The organism is Pseudonocardia halophobica (genome assembly GCF_027922425.1).
GTDB classification, from domain to species: domain Bacteria; phylum Actinomycetota; class Actinomycetes; order Mycobacteriales; family Pseudonocardiaceae; genus Pseudonocardia; species Pseudonocardia halophobica.
The window spans coordinates 24,905-45,420 of sequence record NZ_BSFQ01000029.1; the positions used below are offsets into that span (position 1 = coordinate 24,905).

At 75.1% G+C, this 20,516-nt stretch carries 21 protein-coding genes; 15 read left to right on the top strand and 6 right to left on the bottom strand.

Going from position 1 to position 20,516, the window contains the following annotated elements:
- Positions 1-54: 54 nt before the first annotated feature.
- From PKE99_RS26490 to bsaP, 7 genes are all read left to right on the top strand, one after another.
- Positions 55-1,344: an adenosylmethionine--8-amino-7-oxononanoate transaminase gene (locus PKE99_RS26490; RefSeq protein ID WP_037041333.1), complete on the top strand. Its 1,290-nt coding sequence runs from the start codon at positions 55-57 to the stop codon at positions 1,342-1,344.
- Positions 1,345-1,684: 340 nt separating this feature from the next.
- Positions 1,685-3,979, top strand: coding sequence for a SulP family inorganic anion transporter (locus PKE99_RS26495; RefSeq protein ID WP_063739655.1), 2,295 nt, complete (start codon positions 1,685-1,687; stop codon positions 3,977-3,979).
- A gap of 37 nt (positions 3,980-4,016) precedes the next feature.
- A complete protein-coding gene (trxA, locus tag PKE99_RS26500; RefSeq protein WP_037041336.1) occupies positions 4,017-4,403 on the top strand; it encodes a thioredoxin in 387 nt (128 codons plus the stop codon).
- 54 nt (positions 4,404-4,457) lie between these two features.
- Complete coding sequence (locus tag PKE99_RS26505; protein ID WP_037041338.1) at positions 4,458-5,654, top strand: 8-amino-7-oxononanoate synthase; 1,197 nt, start codon at positions 4,458-4,460, stop codon at positions 5,652-5,654.
- Entirely contained in the window at positions 5,651-6,352 is a 702-nt protein-coding gene (gene bioD / locus PKE99_RS26510; protein ID WP_051736858.1) for a dethiobiotin synthase, read from the top strand. Before PKE99_RS26505 ends, bioD begins: the two co-directional genes overlap by 4 nt.
- Positions 6,349-7,356, top strand: coding sequence for a biotin synthase BioB (gene bioB / locus PKE99_RS26515; RefSeq protein ID WP_037041340.1), 1,008 nt, complete (start codon positions 6,349-6,351; stop codon positions 7,354-7,356). Before bioD ends, bioB begins: the two co-directional genes overlap by 4 nt.
- Positions 7,353-7,544 (top strand): biotin synthase auxiliary protein BsaP, encoded by a 192-nt coding sequence (gene bsaP, locus PKE99_RS26520; protein WP_197040477.1) that lies wholly within the window; start codon positions 7,353-7,355, stop codon positions 7,542-7,544. The genes bioB and bsaP overlap by 4 nt, the downstream gene beginning before the upstream one ends.
- 32 nt (positions 7,545-7,576) lie before the next feature.
- Here the strand turns inward: bsaP and PKE99_RS26525 are convergent, their stop codons facing one another.
- Positions 7,577-8,524 carry an RNA polymerase subunit sigma-70 gene (locus PKE99_RS26525; RefSeq protein ID WP_051736859.1) on the bottom strand — a complete coding sequence of 316 codons (948 nt, stop codon included), beginning with the start codon at positions 8,522-8,524 and terminating at the stop codon, positions 7,577-7,579.
- Positions 8,524-8,943 (bottom strand): VOC family protein, encoded by a 420-nt coding sequence (locus PKE99_RS26530; protein ID WP_037041343.1) that lies wholly within the window; start codon positions 8,941-8,943, stop codon positions 8,524-8,526. Before PKE99_RS26530 ends, PKE99_RS26525 begins: the two co-directional genes overlap by 1 nt.
- 118 nt (positions 8,944-9,061) lie before the next feature.
- Here PKE99_RS26530 and PKE99_RS26535 point away from each other — a divergent pair, with 118 nt between their 5' ends.
- Entirely contained in the window at positions 9,062-9,559 is a 498-nt protein-coding gene (locus tag PKE99_RS26535; RefSeq protein WP_231498052.1) for a type II toxin-antitoxin system PemK/MazF family toxin, read from the top strand.
- A 10-nt stretch (positions 9,560-9,569) separates the two neighbouring features.
- Here PKE99_RS26535 and PKE99_RS26540 read toward each other — a convergent pair whose 3' ends face one another.
- Both PKE99_RS26540 and PKE99_RS26545 read right to left on the bottom strand, forming a co-directional pair.
- A complete protein-coding gene (locus PKE99_RS26540; RefSeq protein ID WP_037041346.1) occupies positions 9,570-10,250 on the bottom strand; it encodes an LON peptidase substrate-binding domain-containing protein in 681 nt (226 codons plus the stop codon).
- A 4-nt stretch (positions 10,251-10,254) separates the two neighbouring features.
- Complete coding sequence (locus tag PKE99_RS26545) at positions 10,255-10,974, bottom strand: NUDIX hydrolase (RefSeq protein WP_037041348.1); 720 nt, start codon at positions 10,972-10,974, stop codon at positions 10,255-10,257.
- 171 nt (positions 10,975-11,145) lie between these two features.
- Between PKE99_RS26545 and nadA the strand changes: the two genes are divergently transcribed.
- The 4 genes from nadA to PKE99_RS26565 are packed head-to-tail and all read left to right on the top strand — an operon-like array spanning position 11,146 to position 15,808.
- On the top strand, positions 11,146-12,147 hold the full coding sequence (gene nadA / locus PKE99_RS26550; RefSeq protein ID WP_037041350.1) for a quinolinate synthase NadA: 1,002 nt from the start codon (positions 11,146-11,148) through the stop codon (positions 12,145-12,147).
- A complete protein-coding gene (locus PKE99_RS26555) occupies positions 12,144-13,721 on the top strand; it encodes an L-aspartate oxidase (protein ID WP_037041352.1) in 1,578 nt (525 codons plus the stop codon). Before nadA ends, PKE99_RS26555 begins: the two co-directional genes overlap by 4 nt.
- The gene (nadC, locus tag PKE99_RS26560) at positions 13,718-14,599 is read left to right on the top strand and encodes a carboxylating nicotinate-nucleotide diphosphorylase (protein ID WP_081923805.1); all 882 of its coding nucleotides are present in this window, start codon (positions 13,718-13,720) and stop codon (positions 14,597-14,599) included. Before PKE99_RS26555 ends, nadC begins: the two co-directional genes overlap by 4 nt.
- 51 nt (positions 14,600-14,650) lie before the next feature.
- Positions 14,651-15,808, top strand: coding sequence for a glycosyltransferase (locus tag PKE99_RS26565; RefSeq protein WP_156067201.1), 1,158 nt, complete (start codon positions 14,651-14,653; stop codon positions 15,806-15,808).
- Here PKE99_RS26565 and PKE99_RS26570 read toward each other — a convergent pair.
- On the bottom strand, positions 15,805-16,218 hold the full coding sequence (locus PKE99_RS26570) for a hypothetical protein (protein ID WP_037041356.1): 414 nt from the start codon (positions 16,216-16,218) through the stop codon (positions 15,805-15,807). The two genes, PKE99_RS26565 and PKE99_RS26570, sit on opposite strands and share 4 nt — an antisense overlap.
- A gap of 10 nt (positions 16,219-16,228) precedes the next feature.
- Positions 16,229-17,383, bottom strand: a complete 1,155-nt coding sequence (locus tag PKE99_RS26575) for a winged helix DNA-binding domain-containing protein (protein ID WP_037041357.1) — start codon at positions 17,381-17,383, stop codon at positions 16,229-16,231.
- A gap of 88 nt (positions 17,384-17,471) precedes the next feature.
- Between PKE99_RS26575 and hisD the strand changes: the two genes are divergently transcribed.
- From hisD to hisB, 3 genes are read left to right on the top strand one after another with little or no spacing between them, the layout of a single operon-like run.
- Positions 17,472-18,803: a histidinol dehydrogenase gene (hisD, locus tag PKE99_RS26580; protein ID WP_037041360.1), complete on the top strand. Its 1,332-nt coding sequence runs from the start codon at positions 17,472-17,474 to the stop codon at positions 18,801-18,803.
- Entirely contained in the window at positions 18,800-19,912 is a 1,113-nt protein-coding gene (locus PKE99_RS26585) for a histidinol-phosphate transaminase (RefSeq protein WP_037041361.1), read from the top strand. The genes hisD and PKE99_RS26585 overlap by 4 nt, the downstream gene beginning before the upstream one ends.
- A complete protein-coding gene (gene hisB, locus PKE99_RS26590; protein ID WP_037041363.1) occupies positions 19,909-20,508 on the top strand; it encodes an imidazoleglycerol-phosphate dehydratase HisB in 600 nt (199 codons plus the stop codon). The genes PKE99_RS26585 and hisB overlap by 4 nt, the downstream gene beginning before the upstream one ends.
- Positions 20,509-20,516: the final 8 nt, after the last annotated feature.

The following is a 20,516-nucleotide window of genomic DNA, read 5'->3' on the forward strand; positions in this document are numbered from 1 at the left end:
AGTGCCCCTCCTCGCCCGCCCCGCGCTCGACGGGCCGGGACGTAGGGTCCCCGTGTGACGACCGCCGACGCCCGACCCGACACCGCCGGCCTGCTCGCCGCCGACCGCGCCCACGTCTGGCACCCCTACGCGCCGATGCCGGCGGCCGTGGACCCGGTGCCGATCGTCGGGGCGCAGGGGGTGCGGCTGACCACGGCCGACGGCCGGGAGCTTGTCGACGGCATGTCGTCCTGGTGGGCGGCGATCCACGGCTACCGGCACCCGGTGCTCGACGCGGCGATCACCGACCAGCTGGGCCGGATGAGCCACGTGATGTTCGGCGGGCTCACCCACGGCCCGGCCGTCGACCTGGCCCGGCTCCTGGTGGAGATCACCCCGGGCCCGTTGCAGCACGTCTTCCTGGCCGACTCGGGCTCGGTGTCGGTCGAGGTCGCGATCAAGATGGCGCTGCAGTACCAGCGCTCACGCGGGCGCCCGGGCAAGCACCGGCTGCTGACCTGGCGCGGCGGCTACCACGGCGACACCTTCGGCGCGATGAGCGTCTGCGACCCCGACGGGGGCATGCACTCCCTGTGGCGGGACGTGCTGCCGCAGCAGGTGTTCGTCGGCGCCCCGCCGCGCGAGTTCTCCCACGACTACGTCGCCGAGCTGGCCGAGGCGATCGAGCGGCACGCCGACGAGCTCGCGGCGGTCGTCGTGGAGCCGGTCGTGCAGGGCGCGGGCGGGATGCGCTTCCACGACCCGCGCTACCTGCACGTGCTGCGCGAGCTCTGCCTGACCCACGACGTGCTGCTGGTGTTCGACGAGATCGCGACCGGCTTCGGCCGCACCGGGGAGCTGTTCGCCGCCGACCACGCCGGGATCTCCCCGGACGTCCTGTGCGTCGGCAAGGCCCTGACCGGTGGTTACGTGACGATGGCCGCGGCGCTGTGCAGCAGCGAGGTGGCCCGCGGGATCACCGACGGCGAGGCCGGGGTCCTCATGCACGGGCCCACGTTCATGGGCAACCCGCTCGCCTCGGCGGTGGCGCTGGCGTCGACCCGGCTGCTGCTCGACCAGGACTGGCGCGGGCGGGTCGGCCGGATCGCGCAGGCGCTCGACGACGGGCTCGCCCCGCTGCGCCGGGCACCCGGCGTGACCGACGTGCGGGTTCTCGGGGCGATCGGCGTCGTCCAGCTGGACCACGAGGTGGACATGGCCGCCGCGACCGCCGCCGCGCTCGAGGCGGGAGTGTGGCTGCGGCCCTTCCGGGACCTCGTCTACACGATGCCGCCGTTCGTCTGTGACGACGCGGACCTCGCCCGGATCACCGAGGGCGTCGCGGCCGTCGTGGCCGCGGCGTAACGCCGAGTTCACCGCGCATCACCCGATCGGTGCTTCTGTGGCGCCGCCCACCATGATCCACACGATCGGGCCAGTGGTTCGCCCTGAGGGCGCCCGCCGCGCACCGCGCAGCGCGGTGATCTCACTCGAAAGAACCGATTCATGACGATCACGATGGCGTGGGTGCCGGAGCCTCGGGCACACGGAGTGATCGATTCAGTGGAATCGGACGTTCCGGCACGGACCGACGGGAACCGGACGGCTCCGCCGTCCGATTTGCTCAGTGGGCAGACCGTCGCACGGCCGCACAGCCGCACTCGTGCGCCCCCAGCCAGACCGACCCCTGACCGGAGGACCCGACGTGCCGGACCAGACCTCGAGCGCCGCCCCCACCGGGCGCGCTCCCGACCGCTTCCCGGATGCAGTCCCGCCCCGCACCCGCGGCCGCCTCGACCCCCGCACGCTGCGCGCCGACCTCGGCGCCTCGCTCGTGGTGTTCCTGGTGGCCGTCCCGCTCTCCCTGGGCATCGCGCTCGCCTCGGGCGCGCCGATCATGGCCGGCCTCATCGCCGGCGTGGTCGGCGGCGTCGTCGCGGGCCTGCTCGGCGGCTCCCCGCTGCAGGTCAGCGGGCCGGCCGCCGGCCTGACCGTGATCGTCGCCGGGCTGGTCGACCAGTTCGGCTGGCAGGTCACCACGCTGATCACCGTCGGAGCCGGCCTCCTGCAGCTCGGCTTCGGGCTGTCCCGCCTCGCCCGCTTCACGCAGGCCATCCCGCCGGCCGTCGTGCACGGCATGCTCGCCGGCATCGGGATCACCATCGCGCTGGCGCAGCTGCACGTCGTGCTCGGCGGCAGCGCGCAGACCGGCGCGCTGGACAACCTGCGCGAGTTCCCGGCGCAGCTGATGAACCTGCACGGCGGCGCCGTCGTCGTCGGGCTCACCGCCATCGCGATCATGATCGTGTGGCCCCGGCTCCCCGGGCCGCAGCGGTCCGTGCCCGGCGCGCTCGTCGCCGTCGGTGCCGCGACCGCCCTGAGCTTCGCCCTGACCGACGTCCCGCGGGTCGACCTGCCCGGCAACCTCGTCGAGTCAATCGCGCTGCCCGTCCTCCCCGACTCCGGGCTCTGGCTCGGCGTGCTCGGCGGCATGCTCACCGTCGCGCTGGTGGCCAGCGTGGAGAGCCTGCTCTCGGCCGTCGCCGTCGACCGGATGGCCCAGGACCGCGACGGCGGTGCCCGCGCCGTCCGCACGGACGCCGACCGCGAGCTGCTCGGCCAGGGCGCCAGCAACACCGTCTCCGGCCTGCTCGGCGGCCTGCCGATCACCGGGGTGATCGTCCGCAGCTCGGCCAACGTCCGCGCCGGCGCGCAGACCCGCGCCTCCACCGTCCTGCACGGCGTCTGGATCGCGCTGTTCGGCGTCGTGCTGGTCGCGGTGATCGAGCTGATCCCGCTGGCCGCGCTGTCCGGCCTGCTCGTGGTCGTCGGGCTGCAGCTGGTCAAGCCGGCCGACATCCGCACCGCCCGAACGCACGGCGAGCTGCTGATCTACGTCGCGACCGTGCTCGGCGTGGTGTTCCTCAACCTGCTCGAGGGGGTGGCGATCGGTCTCGTCCTCGCCGGGCTGCTGATGGTGCGCCGCGCGGCCCGGGCCCGGGTGCGAGTGGAGGAGCCGACGGACAGCACCCCGCGCCGCGTCGTCGTCGAGGGCACGCTGAGCTTCCTCTCGGTGCCGGCCCTGTCGCGGGTGTTGAACGAGGTGCCGGGCGGCGAGCCCGTGCGCGTCGACCTCGTCGTCGACTACCTCGACCACACCGCCTACGACCACCTCGAGTCCTGGACCCGGCGGCACCGCGCCACCGGCGGGTGGGTCGAGGTGAGCGAGCCGGCGGGCACGCGCACCGATCCGCAGCACGGCCGGTTCGCCACCTGGTCGCAGTGGCAGTCGGAGCACGCCGAGGACGCGCCCGACGGCCCGAGCGCGCCGATGCTGGCCGGCGTCCGCGCCTACCATCGCGAGACGGCCGAGCACGTCCGGGCGACCTTCTCCGGGCTGACCGGCGGGCAGAACCCGTCGGGGCTGCTGCTGGCCTGCGCCGACTCCCGCGTGCTGCCGAACATGATCACCCACAGCGGGCCGGGCGACCTGTTCACCGTGCAGAACGTCGGCAACCTCGTGCACGGCACGGGGGCGCTGGCCGCGGTCCAGTACGCGACCTCGGTGCTGCGCGTCCCGCTCGTCGCGGTGTGCGGGCACTCCGGCTGCGGGGCGATGAAGGGCCTGCTCGACGGCGTCCCCACCGACATGCCCGACGGCGCCCTGGGCGACTGGCTGCGCAGCGGCCGGCCCAGCCTCGACGCGTGGCTCGCGGGGCACCCGGCCGGTCGGGCGGGGGCCGAGGCCGGGTTCGCGCAGCGCGACTGCCTGGCGATGGTCAACGTCGCGATGCAGCTGGACAAGCTGCGCGAGCTCGGTGTCGACGCCGAGCTGATGGGCCTCTTCTTCGACATCCGCACCGCCGACGTCCTCGTCTACGACGCCGACGCCCGCGCCTTCCGGCCGCACGACTCGGTCGGATCGGGAGTCGGATCGGGAGTCGGATCGGGAGTCGGATCGCAGGCGGGTGCGCGACTGCCCGCGGCGCTGCGCGGGTAGCCGGAACAGACGCCGACCCGGAGGAGTTGAGGCGGACATGGCAACGGTGGAACTGACGACCGACAACTTCAACGAGGTCGTGGCGGGCGACGGCACCGTGCTCGTCGACTTCTGGGCCTCCTGGTGCGGCCCGTGCCGGCAGTTCGCGCCGGTCTTCGACGAGGCGTCGGAGAAGCACCCGGACATCACCTTCGGCAAGGTCGACACCGAGGCCCAGACGCAGCTGGCGCAGGCCTTCGGCATCTCGTCGATCCCGACGCTGATGGCGGTGCGCGACGGGGTGGTGCTCTACGCGCAGCCCGGCGCGCTGCCGGCGCCGGCGCTGGAGGAGCTGATCGGCAAGGTCCAGGAGGTCGACATGGACCAGGTCAAGGCCGAGGTGGCCCGCCAGCAGGAGGAGCAGGAGGGGCAGACCGCCCCGTAGTGGTCCGTCACACCGCGGCCGGTCCGGGTGAGGACGCCGCCTAGGGTCTCCGGGGTGGCGCACCCCCTGGACTGGCTGCACGACAACGCCGAGCGCCGCAGGTCGGAAGGCCTGCGGCGCTCGCTGCGTCCCCGGACCCTGCACGCCGACGCGATCGACCTGGCGGGCAACGACTACCTCGGCCTGTCCCGCGACAAGCGGGTGGTCGACGGCGCCGTCGAGGCCCTGCGCGCGTGGGGTGCCGGCTCGACGGGGTCCCGGCTGGTGACCGGCTCGACGGCGCTGCACGCCACGCTCGAGGAGGAGCTCGCCGCGTTCTGCGGCGCCGAGGCCGCGCTGGTCTTCTCCTCCGGCTACACCGCCAACCTGGGCGTGGTCACCGCGCTGTCCGGCCGCGGCGCGCTCGTCGTGTCCGATGCGCGGAGCCACGCCTCGCTCGTCGACGCCTGCCGGCTCTCCCGGGCCCGCGTCGTCGTCACGCCGCGGGCGGATGTGGCCGCGGTCGACGCCGCGCTCGCCGCCCGGACCGAGGAGCGGGCCCTCGTCGTCACCGACGGGGTGGACAGCATCGACGGCGGGATCGCGCCGCTGCGCGAGCTGCACGCCGTCTGCCGGGCGCGCGGTGCGGTGCTGGTGGTCGACGAGGCGCACGCCCTCGGCGTCTGCGGGCCCGACGGACGCGGCGTGCTGGTCGAGGCGGGCCTCGCCGGCGCCGACGACGTCGTGGCGACCGTGACCCTGTCCAAGTCGTTGGGTGGGCAGGGCGGCGCCGTGCTCGGCCCGCGCGCCGTGGTCGAGCACCTGGTCGACACCGCCCGCACGTTCATCTTCGACACCGGGCTCGCGCCCGCGTCCGTCGGCGGGGCGCTCGCCGCTCTGCGGGTGCTGCGGGAGGAGCCGGACCGGGCCGCCGCGGTCCTGCGGGTCTCCGCGGAGCTGGCCGCGATCACCGCGGCCGCGCTCACGTCGTCGCAGCTCGTCGGGGGTCGTGCGCGGCAACTGACCCTAGAGGGGCAGTTGCCGCGCACGGGGTCCGCGGTCCTGCCGGTGGTGCTCGGGTCGCCGGTGGTGGCGTTCGAGGCGGCCGGGCGGTGCCTGGAGCGCGGGGTCCGGGTGGGGTGCTTCCGGCCGCCGTCGGTGCCGGAGGGGACGAGCCGGCTGCGGCTCACGGCGCGCGCCGACCTCACCGCCGCGGAGCTGGGGCGCGTGCGCGAGGTCCTGCACGAGGTGCTCGCGGAGGTCCGCCCGTGACCGGGCGGGTGCTCGTGGTCAGCGGCACCGGCACGGACGTGGGCAAGACGGTCGTCACGGCCGCGCTCGCCGCCCTGGCCGTGGCGGCGGGGGAGCGGGTGGCGGTGCTCAAGCCCGCCCAGACCGGGGTCGCCCCCGGGGAGCCCGGTGACCTGGCGGCCGTCGCGGCGCTGGTCCCCGGCGTGACCACCGCCGAGCTGGCGCGCTATCCCGAGCCGCTCGCCCCGGAGACCGCGGCCCGCCGCGCCGGGCTCCCGCCCGTCACGCCCGGGGCCGCCGTCGACGCCGCCCGCGACCTCGCCGGCGACCACGACGTGGTCCTGGTGGAGGGCGCGGGCGGGCTGCTCGTGCGGTTCACGCCCGACGGCACCCTGGCCGACATTGCCGCGAAGCTCGGCGCGCCGGTGCTCGTCGTGGCCGCGGCCGGGCTCGGCACGCTCAACCACACCGCCCTGACCACCGAGGCCCTGGCGCACCGCGGGCTCGCGTGCGCCGGCGTCGTCGTCGGGTCCTGGCCGGCGGAGCCGGACCTGGCCGCGCGGTGCAACCTCGCCGACCTGCCCGCCGTCACCGGCGTGCCGCTCCTCGGGGCGCTGCCGGAGCGGAGCGGGGCCCTTCGTCCGGCTGAATTCGCCCGGGTCGCCCGTCACACCCTCGCCCCCGCGCTGGGTGGTGTTTGGCATAGTTCGCGCCCGTGACCACAGCGACGTCGTTCGTCCTCGCCCGTGCCCGTGAGCAGGTCCTCGAGCGTGGGGAGGGGCTGTCGGAGGAGCAGGTCCTCGAGGTCCTGCAGCTGCCCGACTCCGAGCTCGACGCCCTGCTGGAGCTGGCCCACGAGGTGCGGATGCGCTGGTGCGGGCCGGAGGTCGAGGTCGAGGGGATCATCTCGCTGAAGACCGGCGGGTGCCCCGAGGACTGCCATTTCTGCTCCCAGTCGGGGCTGTTCGAGTCGCCGGTGCGCTCGGCGTGGCTGGACGTGCCGATGCTGGTCGAGGCGGCCAAGCAGACGGCGAAGACGGGCGCCACGGAGTTCTGCATCGTCGCGGCGGTCCGCGGGCCCGACGCCCGGCTGATGGCGCAGGTCGCGGCGGGCGTCGCGGCGATCAAGGACGCGGTGGACATCAACGTCGCGTGCTCGCTCGGCATGCTCACGCCGGAGCAGGTCACCGCGCTGGCCGAGATGGGCGTGCACCGCTACAACCACAATCTCGAGACCGCGCGCTCGCACTTCCCGAACGTGGTCACCACGCACACGTGGGAGGAGCGTTGGGAGACGCTGCGGCTGGTGCGCGAGGCCGGCATGGAGGTCTGCTGCGGCGGGATCGTCGGGATGGGGGAGACCCTGGAGCAGCGTGCGGAGTTCGCCGCGCAGCTCGCCTCGCTGACGCCCGACGAGGTGCCGCTGAACTTCCTCAACCCGCGCCCGGGCACGCCGTTCGGCGACCTCGAGCCGATGTCGGGGCCCGACGCGCTGCGCACGGTCGCGGCGTTCCGGCTCGCGCTGCCGCGCACCGTGCTGCGGTTCGCCGGCGGTCGCGAGCTGACCCTGGGCGACCTCGGCGCGCGCAAGGGCCTGCTCGGCGGGATCAACGCCGTGATCGTCGGCAACTACCTGACGACGCTCGGGCGGCCGGCCGAGTCGGACATCGACCTGCTCGGCGAGCTGGAAATGCCGATCAAGGCCCTCAACGAGACGTTGTGAGCGCCGTGGGCACCTTCTGCGACCGCTGCGGCGCGCCCGCGGGCGAGGGCGACCACGCCCGCTGCGTCCGCGAGCGCGCCCTGGAGCCGCCGCGGTTCTGCCCGGAGTGCGCCCGGCGGATGGTGGTCCAGGTCGACCCCTTCGGCTGGACCGCCCGCTGCTCCCGCCACGGCGAACGGACCTCGTGAGTGGCGATAGTCGCTATAGCGACTATCGCCACTCACAGGGTCGGGGGCAGGTTCAGGGCGGGGAACCAGGACCAGCCGAAGGTGGTGATCTCGGCGATCCGGTCGCCCTCCACCCGCAGGACGTCGAGCTTGAACGGGCGGAACACCGTGTCCCCGGGGCGGCGCAGGTAGCTCGCCGCGGCCGGCATGAGGTTGACGCCGGTCGGCAGCAGCCGCCAGTCGCCGTCGCGGTCCGGCCCGAAGGCCCGGTCGAGCAATGTCCGGAGCCGGTCGTGCCCCTCGAAGCAGAAGGGCGCGGGCGGCATGGTGACCCGGATGTCCTCGGCCGCGGCGGCGAGCGCGGCCGCCGCGTCGTTCCGCTCGTGTGCCGCGATGAACCGGTCGAGCAGCTCCTTCTCCGCCGGGTTCGGCTCCTGGACGGACCAGTCGTCGCGGTGCGACGGCAGGTGGGTCCGCAGCGTCTCCCGGGCCCGTTGCAGCGCGCTGTTCGCCGCCGCGACGCTCGTCCCGATCATCTCCGCGGTCTCCTTCGCGGGCAGCCCCAGCACCTCGCGGGCCAGCAGCGCTGCCCGCTGCCGGGGCGGCAGGACCTGCAGGGCCACGAGGAACGCGAGCTCGATCGTCTCCCGCGCCACGACGAGCGCGTCGGGCTCCTCCTCGGCGCTCGCGGGCTCGAGCAGGGTGTCCGGGTAGGGCGTCAGCCAGGCCACCTCGGCCGCCGACGCCGGGCGGCGGGCCCGGGCGCGGGCGGCGTCGAGACAGACCGTGGTCGCGATCCGGTACAGCCAGGCCCGGAGGTGCGTGCCGTCGAATCCCTCCCGCCCGCGCCAGGCCCGCAGGTAGGTCTCCTGGACGGCGTCCTCGGCGTCGGCCACCGACGCGAGCATGCGGTAGCAGTGCACGTGCAGCTCGCGCCGGTGCCGGGCGAAGCCCGCCTCCAGGTCGACCGTCGGGTCGGGGCCCCTCAGCGCGGGGTCCATCAGCGCTTCGGGCTCCGGACCTCCTGGAGGGCCCAGGAGTTGCCGTCGGGGTCGGCGAAGTAGACGAAGGTGCCGTAGTCCTCGTGCTCCGGGTGCACCCCGGCCGTCTGCGCGCCGTCGACGAAGTGCTGCGGCCCGCTGTTCTCGACGCCCGCGGCCTCCAGTTCGGCGTGCGCCTTCTCGATGTCCGTGACGACGAGGTGGCAGCCCTGCAGCGAGCCGGGCGCGGCCCCGCCGCCGAGGCCGGTGCCGAACACGATCGAGCAGGCCGATCCGGGCGGGGTGACCTGGACGGCGCGGAAGTGCTCGTTCGGGTGGAAGTCGGAGTCGACGGGGAAGCCGAGCTTCCCGGCGTAGAACTCGTACGCGCGCTCCACGTCGGAGACGGGGACGACGACGACCTCGAGCCTGCAGTCCATGGTGGTTCCTCCCTGTGCGGTGGGGTGTCGCTGCTGTGGTGTCGCTGCTGTGGTGTCGCTGCATGGAACGACCGCCGCGCCGGAAACTCATCGGTCGACCGATGAGATGCTGTCGACCATGGACTGGGGCAACCTGCTCAAGCAAGCCGTCGACGTGGGCTTCAAGATCCTCGCGCAGGCGGACGACGCGCCCGCCCGCCCCGCACCGGAGGGCCACGGCGGGGTCCGCAGCGCGCCGACGGGCGACCGGGCCCGGCGCATCGCCTACGCCCCCGAGCTCGACGGCGCCGCGGACCCGGGCGAGATCGTGTGGACCTGGGTGCCGTTCGAGGAGGACGCGAGCCAGGGCAAGGACCGGCCGCTGCTCGTCGTCGGGCGGCAGGGCGGCGAGCTGCTCGGGCTGATGCTGTCCAGCCAGCACAAGCGCGAGGGCGACCCGGACTGGGTGGCGATCGGGTCCGGCGAGTGGGACCGCGAGGGCCGCGAGTCCTTCATCCGGCTGGACCGGGTGCTCGAGGTCGGCGAGCACGACATCCGCCGGGAGGGCGCGGTGCTCGACCGGGGGCGCTTCGACCGGGTGGCGGACGAGCTGCGCGGCCGCTTCGGCTGGGAGTGACGGCGCCGGATCAGTTGGGGCCGAAGGGCTCCGCGAAGGTGCTCATCGGCGTGGGCACCGCCCGGAGCCGCTCCAGCAGCCCGCGCTCGCGGGCGATGAGCAGTCGCACCATGCGCAGCCGCTCGACCGGGCAGGTCTGCTCCAGCAGCGCCTGCCGGTCCTCGAGCGGCAACAGGCAGTCCGCGGCGAGGACGTGCGCGAGCTCCGCCGTCGGGACCTCGCGGGCGGGCTCGGACCAGTCGTCGTTCTTCCACGCCGTGGCGCAGTAGTCGCGGTGCGCGGCCCGGGCGGCGCCGGCGAGCATGCGAGTCAGGTCGTCCGACTCGGAGATCTCCTTGTCGTCCGGCACGAACTCGACCGCGCCGCAGAGGTACGGCTTGACCTCCGCGTCGAGGTCGAGCAGGCGGAACCGCCGCGCGCCGGTGGTCACGACGTCGTAGCGCCCGTCGGGGAGCCGCCGCACGTCGAGCAGCCGGGCGGTGCAGCCGATCGCATGCAGCGCGTCGAGCCCGCGGGTGTCGGGATCGTGCCCCTCGCGCACGGCGACGACGCCGAACTCCTTGTCCGGCACCGCCCCCGTCACGAGGTCGACGGTGAGCTGGCGGTAGCGCGGCTCGAAGATGTGCAGCGGCAGCGACGCCCCGGGCATGAGCACCGTGCTCAGGGGGAAGAGGGGGATCGTCGCAGCCACGACGTCACGGTACGGGCCGCACCGCGCCGTCGCCTGCCGAGTCGCGGGTGCCCGGCGGGCGGAGCACGGCCGAGGCGTCGGTGACGCGCAGGGCCCGCTCGGTGAACCGGAACACCGCGGCGGGACGGCCGCCGGCCGGACCGGGCGGCGCGGTCTCGCCGGTGGCCGCCAGGACGTGCCGCCGGGTGAGCACCCGCTGCAGGTTGGTCGCCGACACCGGGTGCCCGAGCGCGGCGACGTAGAGCTCGCGGAGCGCGGAGATCGTGAACTCCCGCGGGGCGAGGGCGAAGCCCAGGTTGGTGTAGGAGAGCTTGGCGCGCAGGCGGTCCCGGGCGTCGTGGACGATCTCGGCGTGGTCGAACGCCGTCTCCGGCAGGTCGTCGACCGGGAACCAGGCGGTGTCCGCGGGCACGGCCGGGTCGACGTCGGACGGCACGAGCCCGAGGAACGACGTGGCGACGAGCCGGATGCCGGGCACCCGCTCCGGCGCGCTGAACACGCCGAGCTGCTCGACGTGGGTGACCTCGCGGACGTCGACCTTCTCGGCGAGCTGGCGGCGCACCGACTCCTCGACGTCCTCGGTGTCGCCGAGCGTGCCGCCCGGCAGCGCCCAGCGGCCCCGGTGGGGATCCTTGCCGCGCTGCCAGAGCAGCACCTGGAGGGCGTCCTCACGGACCTGCAGGACGGCCGCGAGCACCTCGTGGCCCGTGGGACGGGCGGGCATGCGCCGATCGTAGGGGCCGCCGCGGTGATCCGGGCGAACCGTCCGTTCCGGGACGCGCAGGTTACGGGCGGGTGAGTTCCGGGTCACGCGGACGGTGTCCTGCGGGCGGCCGCGATGCTACGATCGCCGTGTTTTCGACCAACAGGCGAAAACATCCGAGGAGGACGAGCGATGACCGTGACGGCTGACGTGCAGGCGGGGACCGGCGTCCCGTACCCCGGCTGGGCCGACGAGGTGCGCGAGCTCGCGCGGCGCCGGAACGCCGTGCTGCTGGCGCACAACTACCAGCTGCCGGCGATCCAGGACGTGGCGGACCACGTGGGCGACTCCCTGGCGCTGTCCCGGATCGCGGCCGAGGTCGACGCGGAGACCATCGTGTTCTGCGGCGTCCACTTCATGGCCGAGACGGCGAAGATCCTCTCGCCGGAGAAGACCGTGCTGATCCCCGACGCGCGGGCCGGCTGCTCGCTCGCCGACTCGATCACCGTCGACGAGCTCCGGTCGTGGAAGGCCGAGCACCCCGGCGCCGTCGTGGTCAGCTACGTGAACACGACCGCCGCGGTGAAGGCGGAGACCGACATCTGCTGCACCTCGTCGAACGCGGTCGACGTCGTCGCGTCGATCCCCGAGGACCGCGAGGTGCTGTTCCTGCCGGACCAGTTCCTGGGCGCGCACGTCCGGCGCACCCTGGACCGGAAGAACATGCACGTCTGGGCGGGGGAGTGCCACGTCCACGCCGGCATCAACGGCGCCGAGCTGACCGCACAGGCGGAGGCCCACCCCGACGCCGAGCTCTTCGTGCACCCGGAGTGCGGCTGCGCCACGTCGGCGCTCTACCTCGCCGGGTCGGGCACCGTGCCGGCGGACCGGGTCAAGATCCTCTCGACCGGCGGGATGGTCGACGCCGCCCGCGCGTCGCACGCGAAGTCGGTCCTGGTGGCGACCGAGGTCGGCATGCTGCACCAGCTCCGCCGGGCCGCCCCGGAGATCGACTTCCGCGCGGTGAACGAGCGCGCGAGCTGCACCTACATGAAGATGATCACGCCCATGGCGCTGCTGCGCAGTGTCCGCGAGGGCACGGACGAGGTGCACGTCGACCCCGAGCTCGCCGCGCGCGGGCGCGCCGCCGTCGAGCGGATGATCGCGATCGGCCGGCCCGGGGGTGGCGAGTGACCTGGGAGGCGGGCGCCGACCTGGTCGTCGTCGGGTCGGGCGTCGCGGGGCTGACCGCCGCGCTCGACGCCGCCGAGGCCGGGCTGCGCGTGGTCGTGGTGACCAAGGACGCGACCGACGCCGGCAGCACCCGCTGGGCCCAGGGCGGCGTGGCCGTCGTGCTCGGCGACGTGCCGGGCGACACGGTCGAGGCGCACGCCGCGGACACCCTCGCCGCGGGCGGCGGGCTCAACGACGCCGAGGCGGTCGCCGCGATCGTCGCGGGCGGGCCCGCCGCGGTCGGCCGGCTGCGCGAGCGCGGGGCGCTGTTCGACGCGCGCGGCGCCCGGCTCGACCGGACCCGCGAGGGCGGGCACTCCGCCTTCCGCGTGGTGCACGCGGGCGGCGACGCGACCGGCGCGGAGATCGAGCGCGCCCTGGTCGAGGCCGCCCGGTCGCTCACGGTCCTCACCGGGCACGTCGCGGTCGACGCCCTCAAGGACGCGTCCGGCCGCGTGGCCGGGCTCGCCGTGCTCGACGACGCCGGCCGCCCCGGCGTCCTGCGCGCCCCGGCCGTGCTCCTGGCCACCGGCGGGTACGGGCAGCTCTACGCGAGCACGACCAACCCCGGGACGTCGACGGGCGACGGCGTGGCGCTGGCCCTGCGCGCCGGGGCCGCCGCGGCCGACCTGGAGTTCGTGCAGTTCCACCCGACCGTGCTCTACACCGGGCCCGCGGTCGGCCGCCGGCCGCTGGTCACCGAGGCGGTCCGCGGCGAGGGCGCGGTCCTGCGGGACCGCGCCGGCACCCGGTTCATGGTCGGCCGGCACCCGCTCGCCGACCTCGCCCCGCGGGACGTCGTGGCCGCCGCGATCACCCGCCGGATGGCCGAGACCGGCGCGGACTGCATGTACCTCGACGCCACCGGGCTGGAGGGCTTCGCGGCCCGGTTCCCCACGGTGTACGCGTCCTGCCGCGAGGCCGGCATCGACCCCACCCGTGAGCCGATCCCCGTCACCCCGGCGGCGCACTACGCGTGCGGCGGCGTGGTCGCCGACATCGACGGCCGCACCGCGGTCCCGGGGCTGTACGCCGCCGGCGAGGTGGCGCGCACCGGTCTGCACGGGGCGAACCGGCTGGCGTCGAACTCCCTGCTCGAGGGGCTCGTGGTGGGCGAGCGCACGGTCCGGGCCGTGGTCGAGGACCTGGCGCACCCGCGCACCACCTCGTCCGAGCTCGTCGCGCCGGCGCCCGCGGTGGGCGTGGCCGACCGGGGCGTGGTCCAGCGGGCAATGAGCGCCTACGCCGCGATCGGCCGGGACGCGACGGGCCTGGCCACGGCGTCGGACGTCGTCGAGCAGGCCACGCTGCTGGCCACCCCGCTCGACCGCACCGGCGTGGAGGACGCGGCGCTGACCCTGCTCGCGCAGGCCGTGCTCGCGGCCGCCGGCACCCGCCGGGAGAGCCGCGGCTGCCACGTCCGTACGGACTTCCCCGACCGCGACGACGTCTGGCAGAAGGAGTCCCTGCTCGTGACCCTCGACGACGGCGGCCGCCCGGTCGTCGGCACGGACGCCCTGGCGGGTGCGGCGTGAGCGCCGGCATCGCCGCGGGCGTCGGCGGCGCCACCGAGATCGGGGTGCCGGACCCCGACGACCTGGCCCGCGTGGTGCGCACCGCGCTCGACGAGGACCTGCGCTACGGCCCCGACGCCACCACGGCCGCCACCGTGCCGGCCGACGCCGTGGCCGTCGGGTCGTTCACGCCCCGCAGGGCCGGGGTGCTGGCCGGCGTCCCGGTCGCGAAGGCCGTGCTGGACCTGGTCGTGCCGGAGTGGGAGCTGCTCGCCGAGCTGCCGGACGGGTCACGGCTGACGCCGGGCGAGCCCGCGCTCGTCGTCCGGGCGCCGGTCCGGGCGCTGCTCACCGCCGAGCGCACCGCCCTCAACCTGCTCTGCCACCTGTCCGGGGTGGCGACGGCGACGGCGCAGTGGGTCGACGCCGTCGCGGGCACCCGGGCGCGGATCCGGGACACCCGCAAGACGCTCCCGGGCCTTCGGCTGCTGGAGAAGTACGCCGTGCGCTGCGGCGGCGGCGTGAACCACCGGCTCGGGCTCGGCGACGCGATCCTGATCAAGGACAACCACGTGGCGGCGGCGGGCTCGGTGTCCGCGGCGCTGCGGGCCGCGCGGGAGCGGGCCCCGGAGCTGCCGTGCGAGGTCGAGGTGGACTCGCTCGCGCAGTTCGACGAGGTGCTGGAGCTGGGGGCGGAGCTGGTCCTGCTGGACAACTTCAGCCCGCACCAGACCGCGGAGGCGGTGCGCCGCCGCGGCACCGCCCCGACCCTGCTCGAGTCCTCCGGCGGCCTCGTGCTCGCCGACGCCCGCGAGTACGCCGAGACCGGGGTCGACTTCATCTCGGTCGGCGCCCTGACGCACTCGGTGACGGCGCTGGACCTGGGCCTGGACCTGTAGCGGGTATCCGCCGGCCGCTCCCGCCGCTCCTCGAGGGTGGAGGTGGTCGCCGTGCGGATCCTCGTCGCCTCGTGGCCGGGGTTCGGTCACCTGCTGCCGATGGTGCCCCTGATCCGGGCCGCGCAGCGCGCCGGGGCGGAGGTCGTGGTGTCGACGGGCGCCGATCTCGCGCCCACGGCCGCGCGGCTCGGCGTCCGCGTGCACCGCTCGGGGGCCACGCTGGCCGCGTCGTTCGCCCGGCTGAACGGCGTGACGTCCGGCGGGCTGCCCCCGGACGAGCGGCCCCTCGTCGCCGCGCGGCACTTCTTCGGCGCGGGCGCGGTCGAGCGCGCCCGGGACGTCGCGGCGCTGCTCGACGACTGGCGGCCGGACCTGGTCGTGCACGACACCCTGGAGCTGGGATCGGCGACCGCCGCGGTGGCGCACGGGGTCCCGCACGTCACCCACGGGTACGGGCCGACGGTGCCCGACACCGCGCGCTTCGGCCACGTGATCGGGGAGACGATCGGCGCCGCGGGGCTGCCCGACCCGATCACGGCCGTGTTCGCCGCGCCCTACCTGGACCCGTGCCCGCCGGGCCTGCGCGGCCCGGAACCGCACCCGTGGACGGACCTGCGTCCGGTGCGGCCCACCGCCGGTGAGGTCGGCGAGCCCGATCCCGACCTCGCCGCCGCGCTCGACGCCCTGCCCCACGAGGACACCGTCTACGTGACCCTCGGGACGGTCACGAACCGCGCTCCGGAGATCTTCCGCGCGGTGCTGGAGGGGTGCGTGCGCCGGGGCGTGAACGTCGTGGTGACGACCGGGCCGGACGTCGACCCCGCCGGCCTCGGACCGCAGCCGCCCGGGGTCCTCGCGGCGCGGTACCTCCCGCAGGCCCAGGTGCTCCCGCGCTGCCGCGCGGTGGTGTCCCACGCCGGTGCCGGCACGATGATCGGCGCGGTCTGCCACGGCCTGCCGCAGCTGTGCCTGCCCCAGGGCACCGACCAGCCGTCGAACACCGCGGCGCTGGTGCCGACCGGCGCGGGCCTCGCCCTGGAACCCGGGGAGGTCACGCCCGACGCGGTCGCCACGGCGCTGGGACGCCTGCTCGGCGAGCCCTCCTTCCGGCGGGCGGCGCAGCGGCTCGCGGCCGAGGTCGCCGCGATGCCCGTCGCGGACGAGGTCCTCGCCGAGGTGGTGTACGAGGTCGCCGGAGCGGCCTCCTAGTACGGGGCGAGCTCGAGGACGGGACGGCCGGACTCCGCGGCGTCCCGGGCGAAGGCCGCAAGGTCGGAGAGGATCTCGCCGAGCGCGTCGGGCTCGTCGTGCGCGATGGCCTCCGACCAGGCGGCCATCACCGGCGGCGCCGTGCGCGGGGTCATCTCGGCCAGGGCCTCGATCGCGGCCGCGGGCACCCGGGTCACGATCATGCCGGCGTCGACCTCGACGGCGAGCAGGCCGGCGGGACTGCGGGGGTCGGCCGGCCCGACCTCGGTGAGCGCCGCGTACAGGGCGGCGAGTTCGCTGCGCCGCAGGGGGATCGACAGATGGGGCCAGTCGTCGAAGGAGTGCTCGCCGGACGCCACCGAGGCCACCGCGTCGGCCTCGTCCTCACCGGCCAGGAACCAGTCGCTCACCTGGCGGAATCTAGGCCAGCAGCTCGGCCGCCATCGGGGCGGGGAAGCGGACGGTGAACCGGACCTCGCCGAGCAGGGCCTCCAGGGCGTGCGCGGCGGCGTCGACCTGCGCGCGGGCCTCGGCCCCGACGTCGGCGAGCAGCTTCAGCGCGATCGTCCCGTCCTTGCGCTGCACCCACCCGCCGACGATCGCGCCGTCGACCCAGACCGTGGGGCCGCCGTTGCCGTTGCGGTCGAACAGGTGCGGCGTGAGCGCGGGGTCCAGGTAGTGGTCGCGCTGCTTCCAGCCCATGGTCGTGGGGTCGAGGCCCGGGAGGAGGGCGACGGAGGGCTGCGGCTCGACCGCATCCACGTCGTCGGGCAGCACGAGGCCCGCGTCGGTCTCGACCGCGCCGACGTCAGTGAGCGCGGCCTTGGTGGTCGCGACGGTCCAGCCGGCCCACCACCTGAGGTCGTCGCGGGTCGCCGGGCCGAAGGCGCGGAGGTACGCGCGGGCGAGCCCGGCCGCGGCCTCGCGCTTGGGCAACGGCTCGCCGAGCCCGCCGGGCACCCAGGCGTCGGCGGCGGCCCAGCGGTACTGGCCGTTGATCCACGTGCCGGTGGGCCGGGCGCGCAGGACCTCGCCGTCGAACCCCATGACCAGCAGGACCCGCGAGTGCAACGACTGTGTGGTCGCCTCGATGGGGACCGGCGTGGTGAGCTCCGGGAGCCGCAGCCCGATCTCGCGGGCGGGCAACGGGCCCTCGGCGAGCAGCAGCTCCCGGATCCGGCCCCGGGCGTCGGCGATGGTGGCGTCGGGGTCGGCGTACCCGCCGGCGGTCAGCTGCCTGTGCAGGTTGCGGCGCTGCACGGCGGCGACGTCGACCGTCGCGGCATGGTGGGCCAGCCGGGCGTGGTGCGGGCCGAAGACCCACAGCGTCCGGCGCATGGCGTGGTGCCGGAGCAGGCTGCGGTCCTCGTAGAGCGCACGCTCCACCGTGCCGAGGTCCGGGTGCGCCATCCGCGTCGCGGCCGAGAGGTACACGGTGACGGGGTCGGTGGAGTGCAGGCCGACCAGGTCGTCGACGATCCGCGGGACGTCGTCGGTGCGGGTCGCGGGGGCCAGCCGGTGCCGCGCGACGAGCCGCGCGCGTCGCCGGTCAGCCGAGATCGAGGGGAGCGCCACACCGGTGATTCTGCTGTGAGTGGCGATAGTCGCCATAGCAGTGATTGCCACTCACAGGGGGAGGGTGGGCGGGACGTACCCTGGACGCATGGTCCGCCCACTCCTGCGCCGCCTCGACCTGCGCGCCGAACCGCTGCCGCGACCTGCCGTGCTGCGCGGGATGCTGCCGCGCGCGGAGATCGACGTCGACGCGGCGCTCGAGGCGGTCCGGCCCATCGTCGAGTCGGTGCGGGAGCGGGGCGTCGAGGCCGTGCTGGAGGCCACCGAGCGGTTCGACAAGGTCCGCCCGGCCTCGGTCCGGGTTCCCGTCGCCGAGCTGGAGAAGGCCCTGGCGAACCTCGACCCCGCGGTGCGCGAGGCGCTGGAGACCTCGATCGAGCGCGCCCGGAAGGTCCACGAGGAGCAGCGCCGGTCCGACGTCGTCACCCGGGTCGTGCCGGGCGGCACCGTCACCGAGCGGTTCGTCCCGGTCCGCCGGGTCGGGCTGTACGCGCCGGGCGGGCTCGCGGTCTACCCGTCGTCGGTGATCATGAACGTGGTCCCGGCGCAGGCCGCGGGCGTGGAGTCGCTGGTGGTGGCCTCGCCGCCGCAGGCGGAGAACGGCGGCCTCCCGCATCCCACGATCCTGGCCGCGGCCGCACTGCTCGGCGTCGACGAGGTGTGGGCGGTCGGCGGCGCACAGTGCGTCGCGCTGCTGGCCCACGGCGGCACCGACACGGACGGCGCCGACCTCGAGCCGGTCGACATGGTCACCGGCCCGGGCAACATCTACCTGACCGCCGCCAAGCGGATGCTCCGCGGGCTGGTCGGGATCGACGCCGAGGCCGGCACCACCGAGATCGCGGTCCTGGCGGACGGCGGGGCGGACCCCGTGCACGTCGCCGCGGACCTGATCTCGCAGGCCGAGCACGACCCGAACGCGGCGTCGGTGCTGGTCACGGACTCGGACTCGCTCGCCGACGCGGTGGACGCCGAGCTGGAGCGCCAGGTCGCGGCCACCAAGCACACCGAGCGCATCCGCACCGCGCTGTCCGGCCCGCAGTCGGGCACGATCCTCGTGCGGGACGTCGCCGACGGCATCGCGGTCGTCGACGCCTACGCCGCCGAGCACCTCGAGATCCAGACCGCCGACGCCCGCGAGGTGGGCGCACGGGTGCGCAACGCCGGCGCGATCTTCATCGGCCCCTACGCCCCGGTCTCGCTCGGCGACTACTGCGCCGGCTCGAACCACGTGCTGCCCACCGGCGGCTGCGCGCGGCACTCCGGCGGGCTCTCGACCGGCACGTTCCTCCGGGGCGTGCACGTGGTCGAGTACACCGAGGAGGCGCTGCGCGAGGTGGCGGACCGGGTCGTCACGCTCGCCACCGCCGAGGACCTGCCCGCCCACGGCCAGGCCGTCACCGCGAGGTTCCCGCGGTGACCACCCCCGGCGCCGGAGTCCGGCTGGAGGACCTCCCCCTGCGGGAGTCGTTGCGCGGCAAGTCGCCCTACGGCGCCCCGCAGCTCGACGTGGCCGTCCGGCTCAACACCAACGAGAACCCGTACCCGCCGCCGCCCGAGCTGGTCGCGGACGTCACGGCCGCCTGCGAGGAGGCAGCGCGGAACCTGCACCGCTACCCGGACCGGGACGCGGTCGCGCTGCGCGAGGACCTCGCGGCGTACCTGACCCGGCAGACCGGGGTGCGGCTCGGCGTCGCGAACCTCTGGGCCGCCAACGGGTCCAACGAGATCCTCCAGCAGGTGCTGCAGGCCTTCGGTGGACCGGGCCGGACCGCGCTCGGGTTCGTGCCCAGCTACTCGATGCACCCGATCATCAGCTCGGGCACGCAGACCGAGTGGGTCGAGATCCCGCGCACCGCGGACTTCTCGGTCGACGTCGACGCGGCGCAGCTCCTGCTCAAGGAGAAGGCGCCGGACGTCACGTTCCTGACCAGCCCGAACAACCCCACCGGCCAGTCGCTCGACCCCGCGGACCTCGCGCTGCTGATCGACGCCGCGCCGGGGATCGTCGTGGTCGACGAGGCGTACGCCGAGTTCTCCGCGCACCCCAGCGCGACCACCCTGCTGGCCACGCACGGGCACAAGCTGGTCGTCTCGCGGACGATGAGCAAGGCCTTCGCGTTCGCCGGCGGCCGGCTGGGCTACCTGGCCGCCGTGCCCGCCGTCGTCGACGCGCTGCAGCTCGTCCGGCTGCCCTACCACCTGTCCGTGCTCACCCAGGCCGCCGCGCGGGCGGCGTTGCGCCACGCCGACGCCACGCTCGGCTCGGTCGCGCTGCTGGCCGCCGAGCGGGACCGGATCGTGCCGGAGCTGCGGGCCCTGGGCTACGACTGCGTCCCCAGCGACGCCAACTTCGTGCTGTTCGGCCGGTTCGCCGACGCCCCCCGGGCGTGGCGGGCGTTCCTCGGCCGCGGCGTGCTGATCCGGGACGTCGGGATCCCGGAGCGGCTGCGGGTCACGATCGGCACCCCCGAGGAGAACGACGCGTTCCTGGCCGCGGCCGGGGACGTGGTGGAGGAGATCGCATGAGCCGGATCGGCCGCGTCGAGCGGGTCACCAAGGAGTCGAAGGTCCTGGTCGAGATCGACCTGGACGGCACCGGGCAGACGAACATCTCCACCGGTGTGCCGTTCTTCGACCACATGCTCGACGCGCTGGGCAAGCACGGCGCGTTCGACCTCACCGTGCAGGCCGAGGGCGACGTGCACCTCGACGCCCACCACACCGTCGAGGACACCGCGATCGTGCTCGGCCAGGCGCTGCGCCAGGCGCTGGGGGACAAGAAGGGCATCCGCCGCTTCGGCGACGCCTGGATCCCGATGGACGAAGCGCTCGCGCACGCCGTCGTCGACGTCTCCGGGCGGCCGTACACGGTGCACTCCGGCGAGCCCGAGGTCATGCAGGGCTTCGTGGTGGGCGGGCACTACCCGACGGTGCTGAACCGGCACGTGTTCGAGTCGCTGGCCTTCCACGGCCACCTCGCGCTGCACGTCCGGGTGCTCGACGGGCGGGACCCGCACCACATCACCGAGGCCGAGTTCAAGGCCATCGCCCGCGCGCTGCGGGCCGCCACCGAGCCCGACGAGCGGATCACCGGCATCGCCTCGACCAAGGGCACCCTCTAGGAACTCGG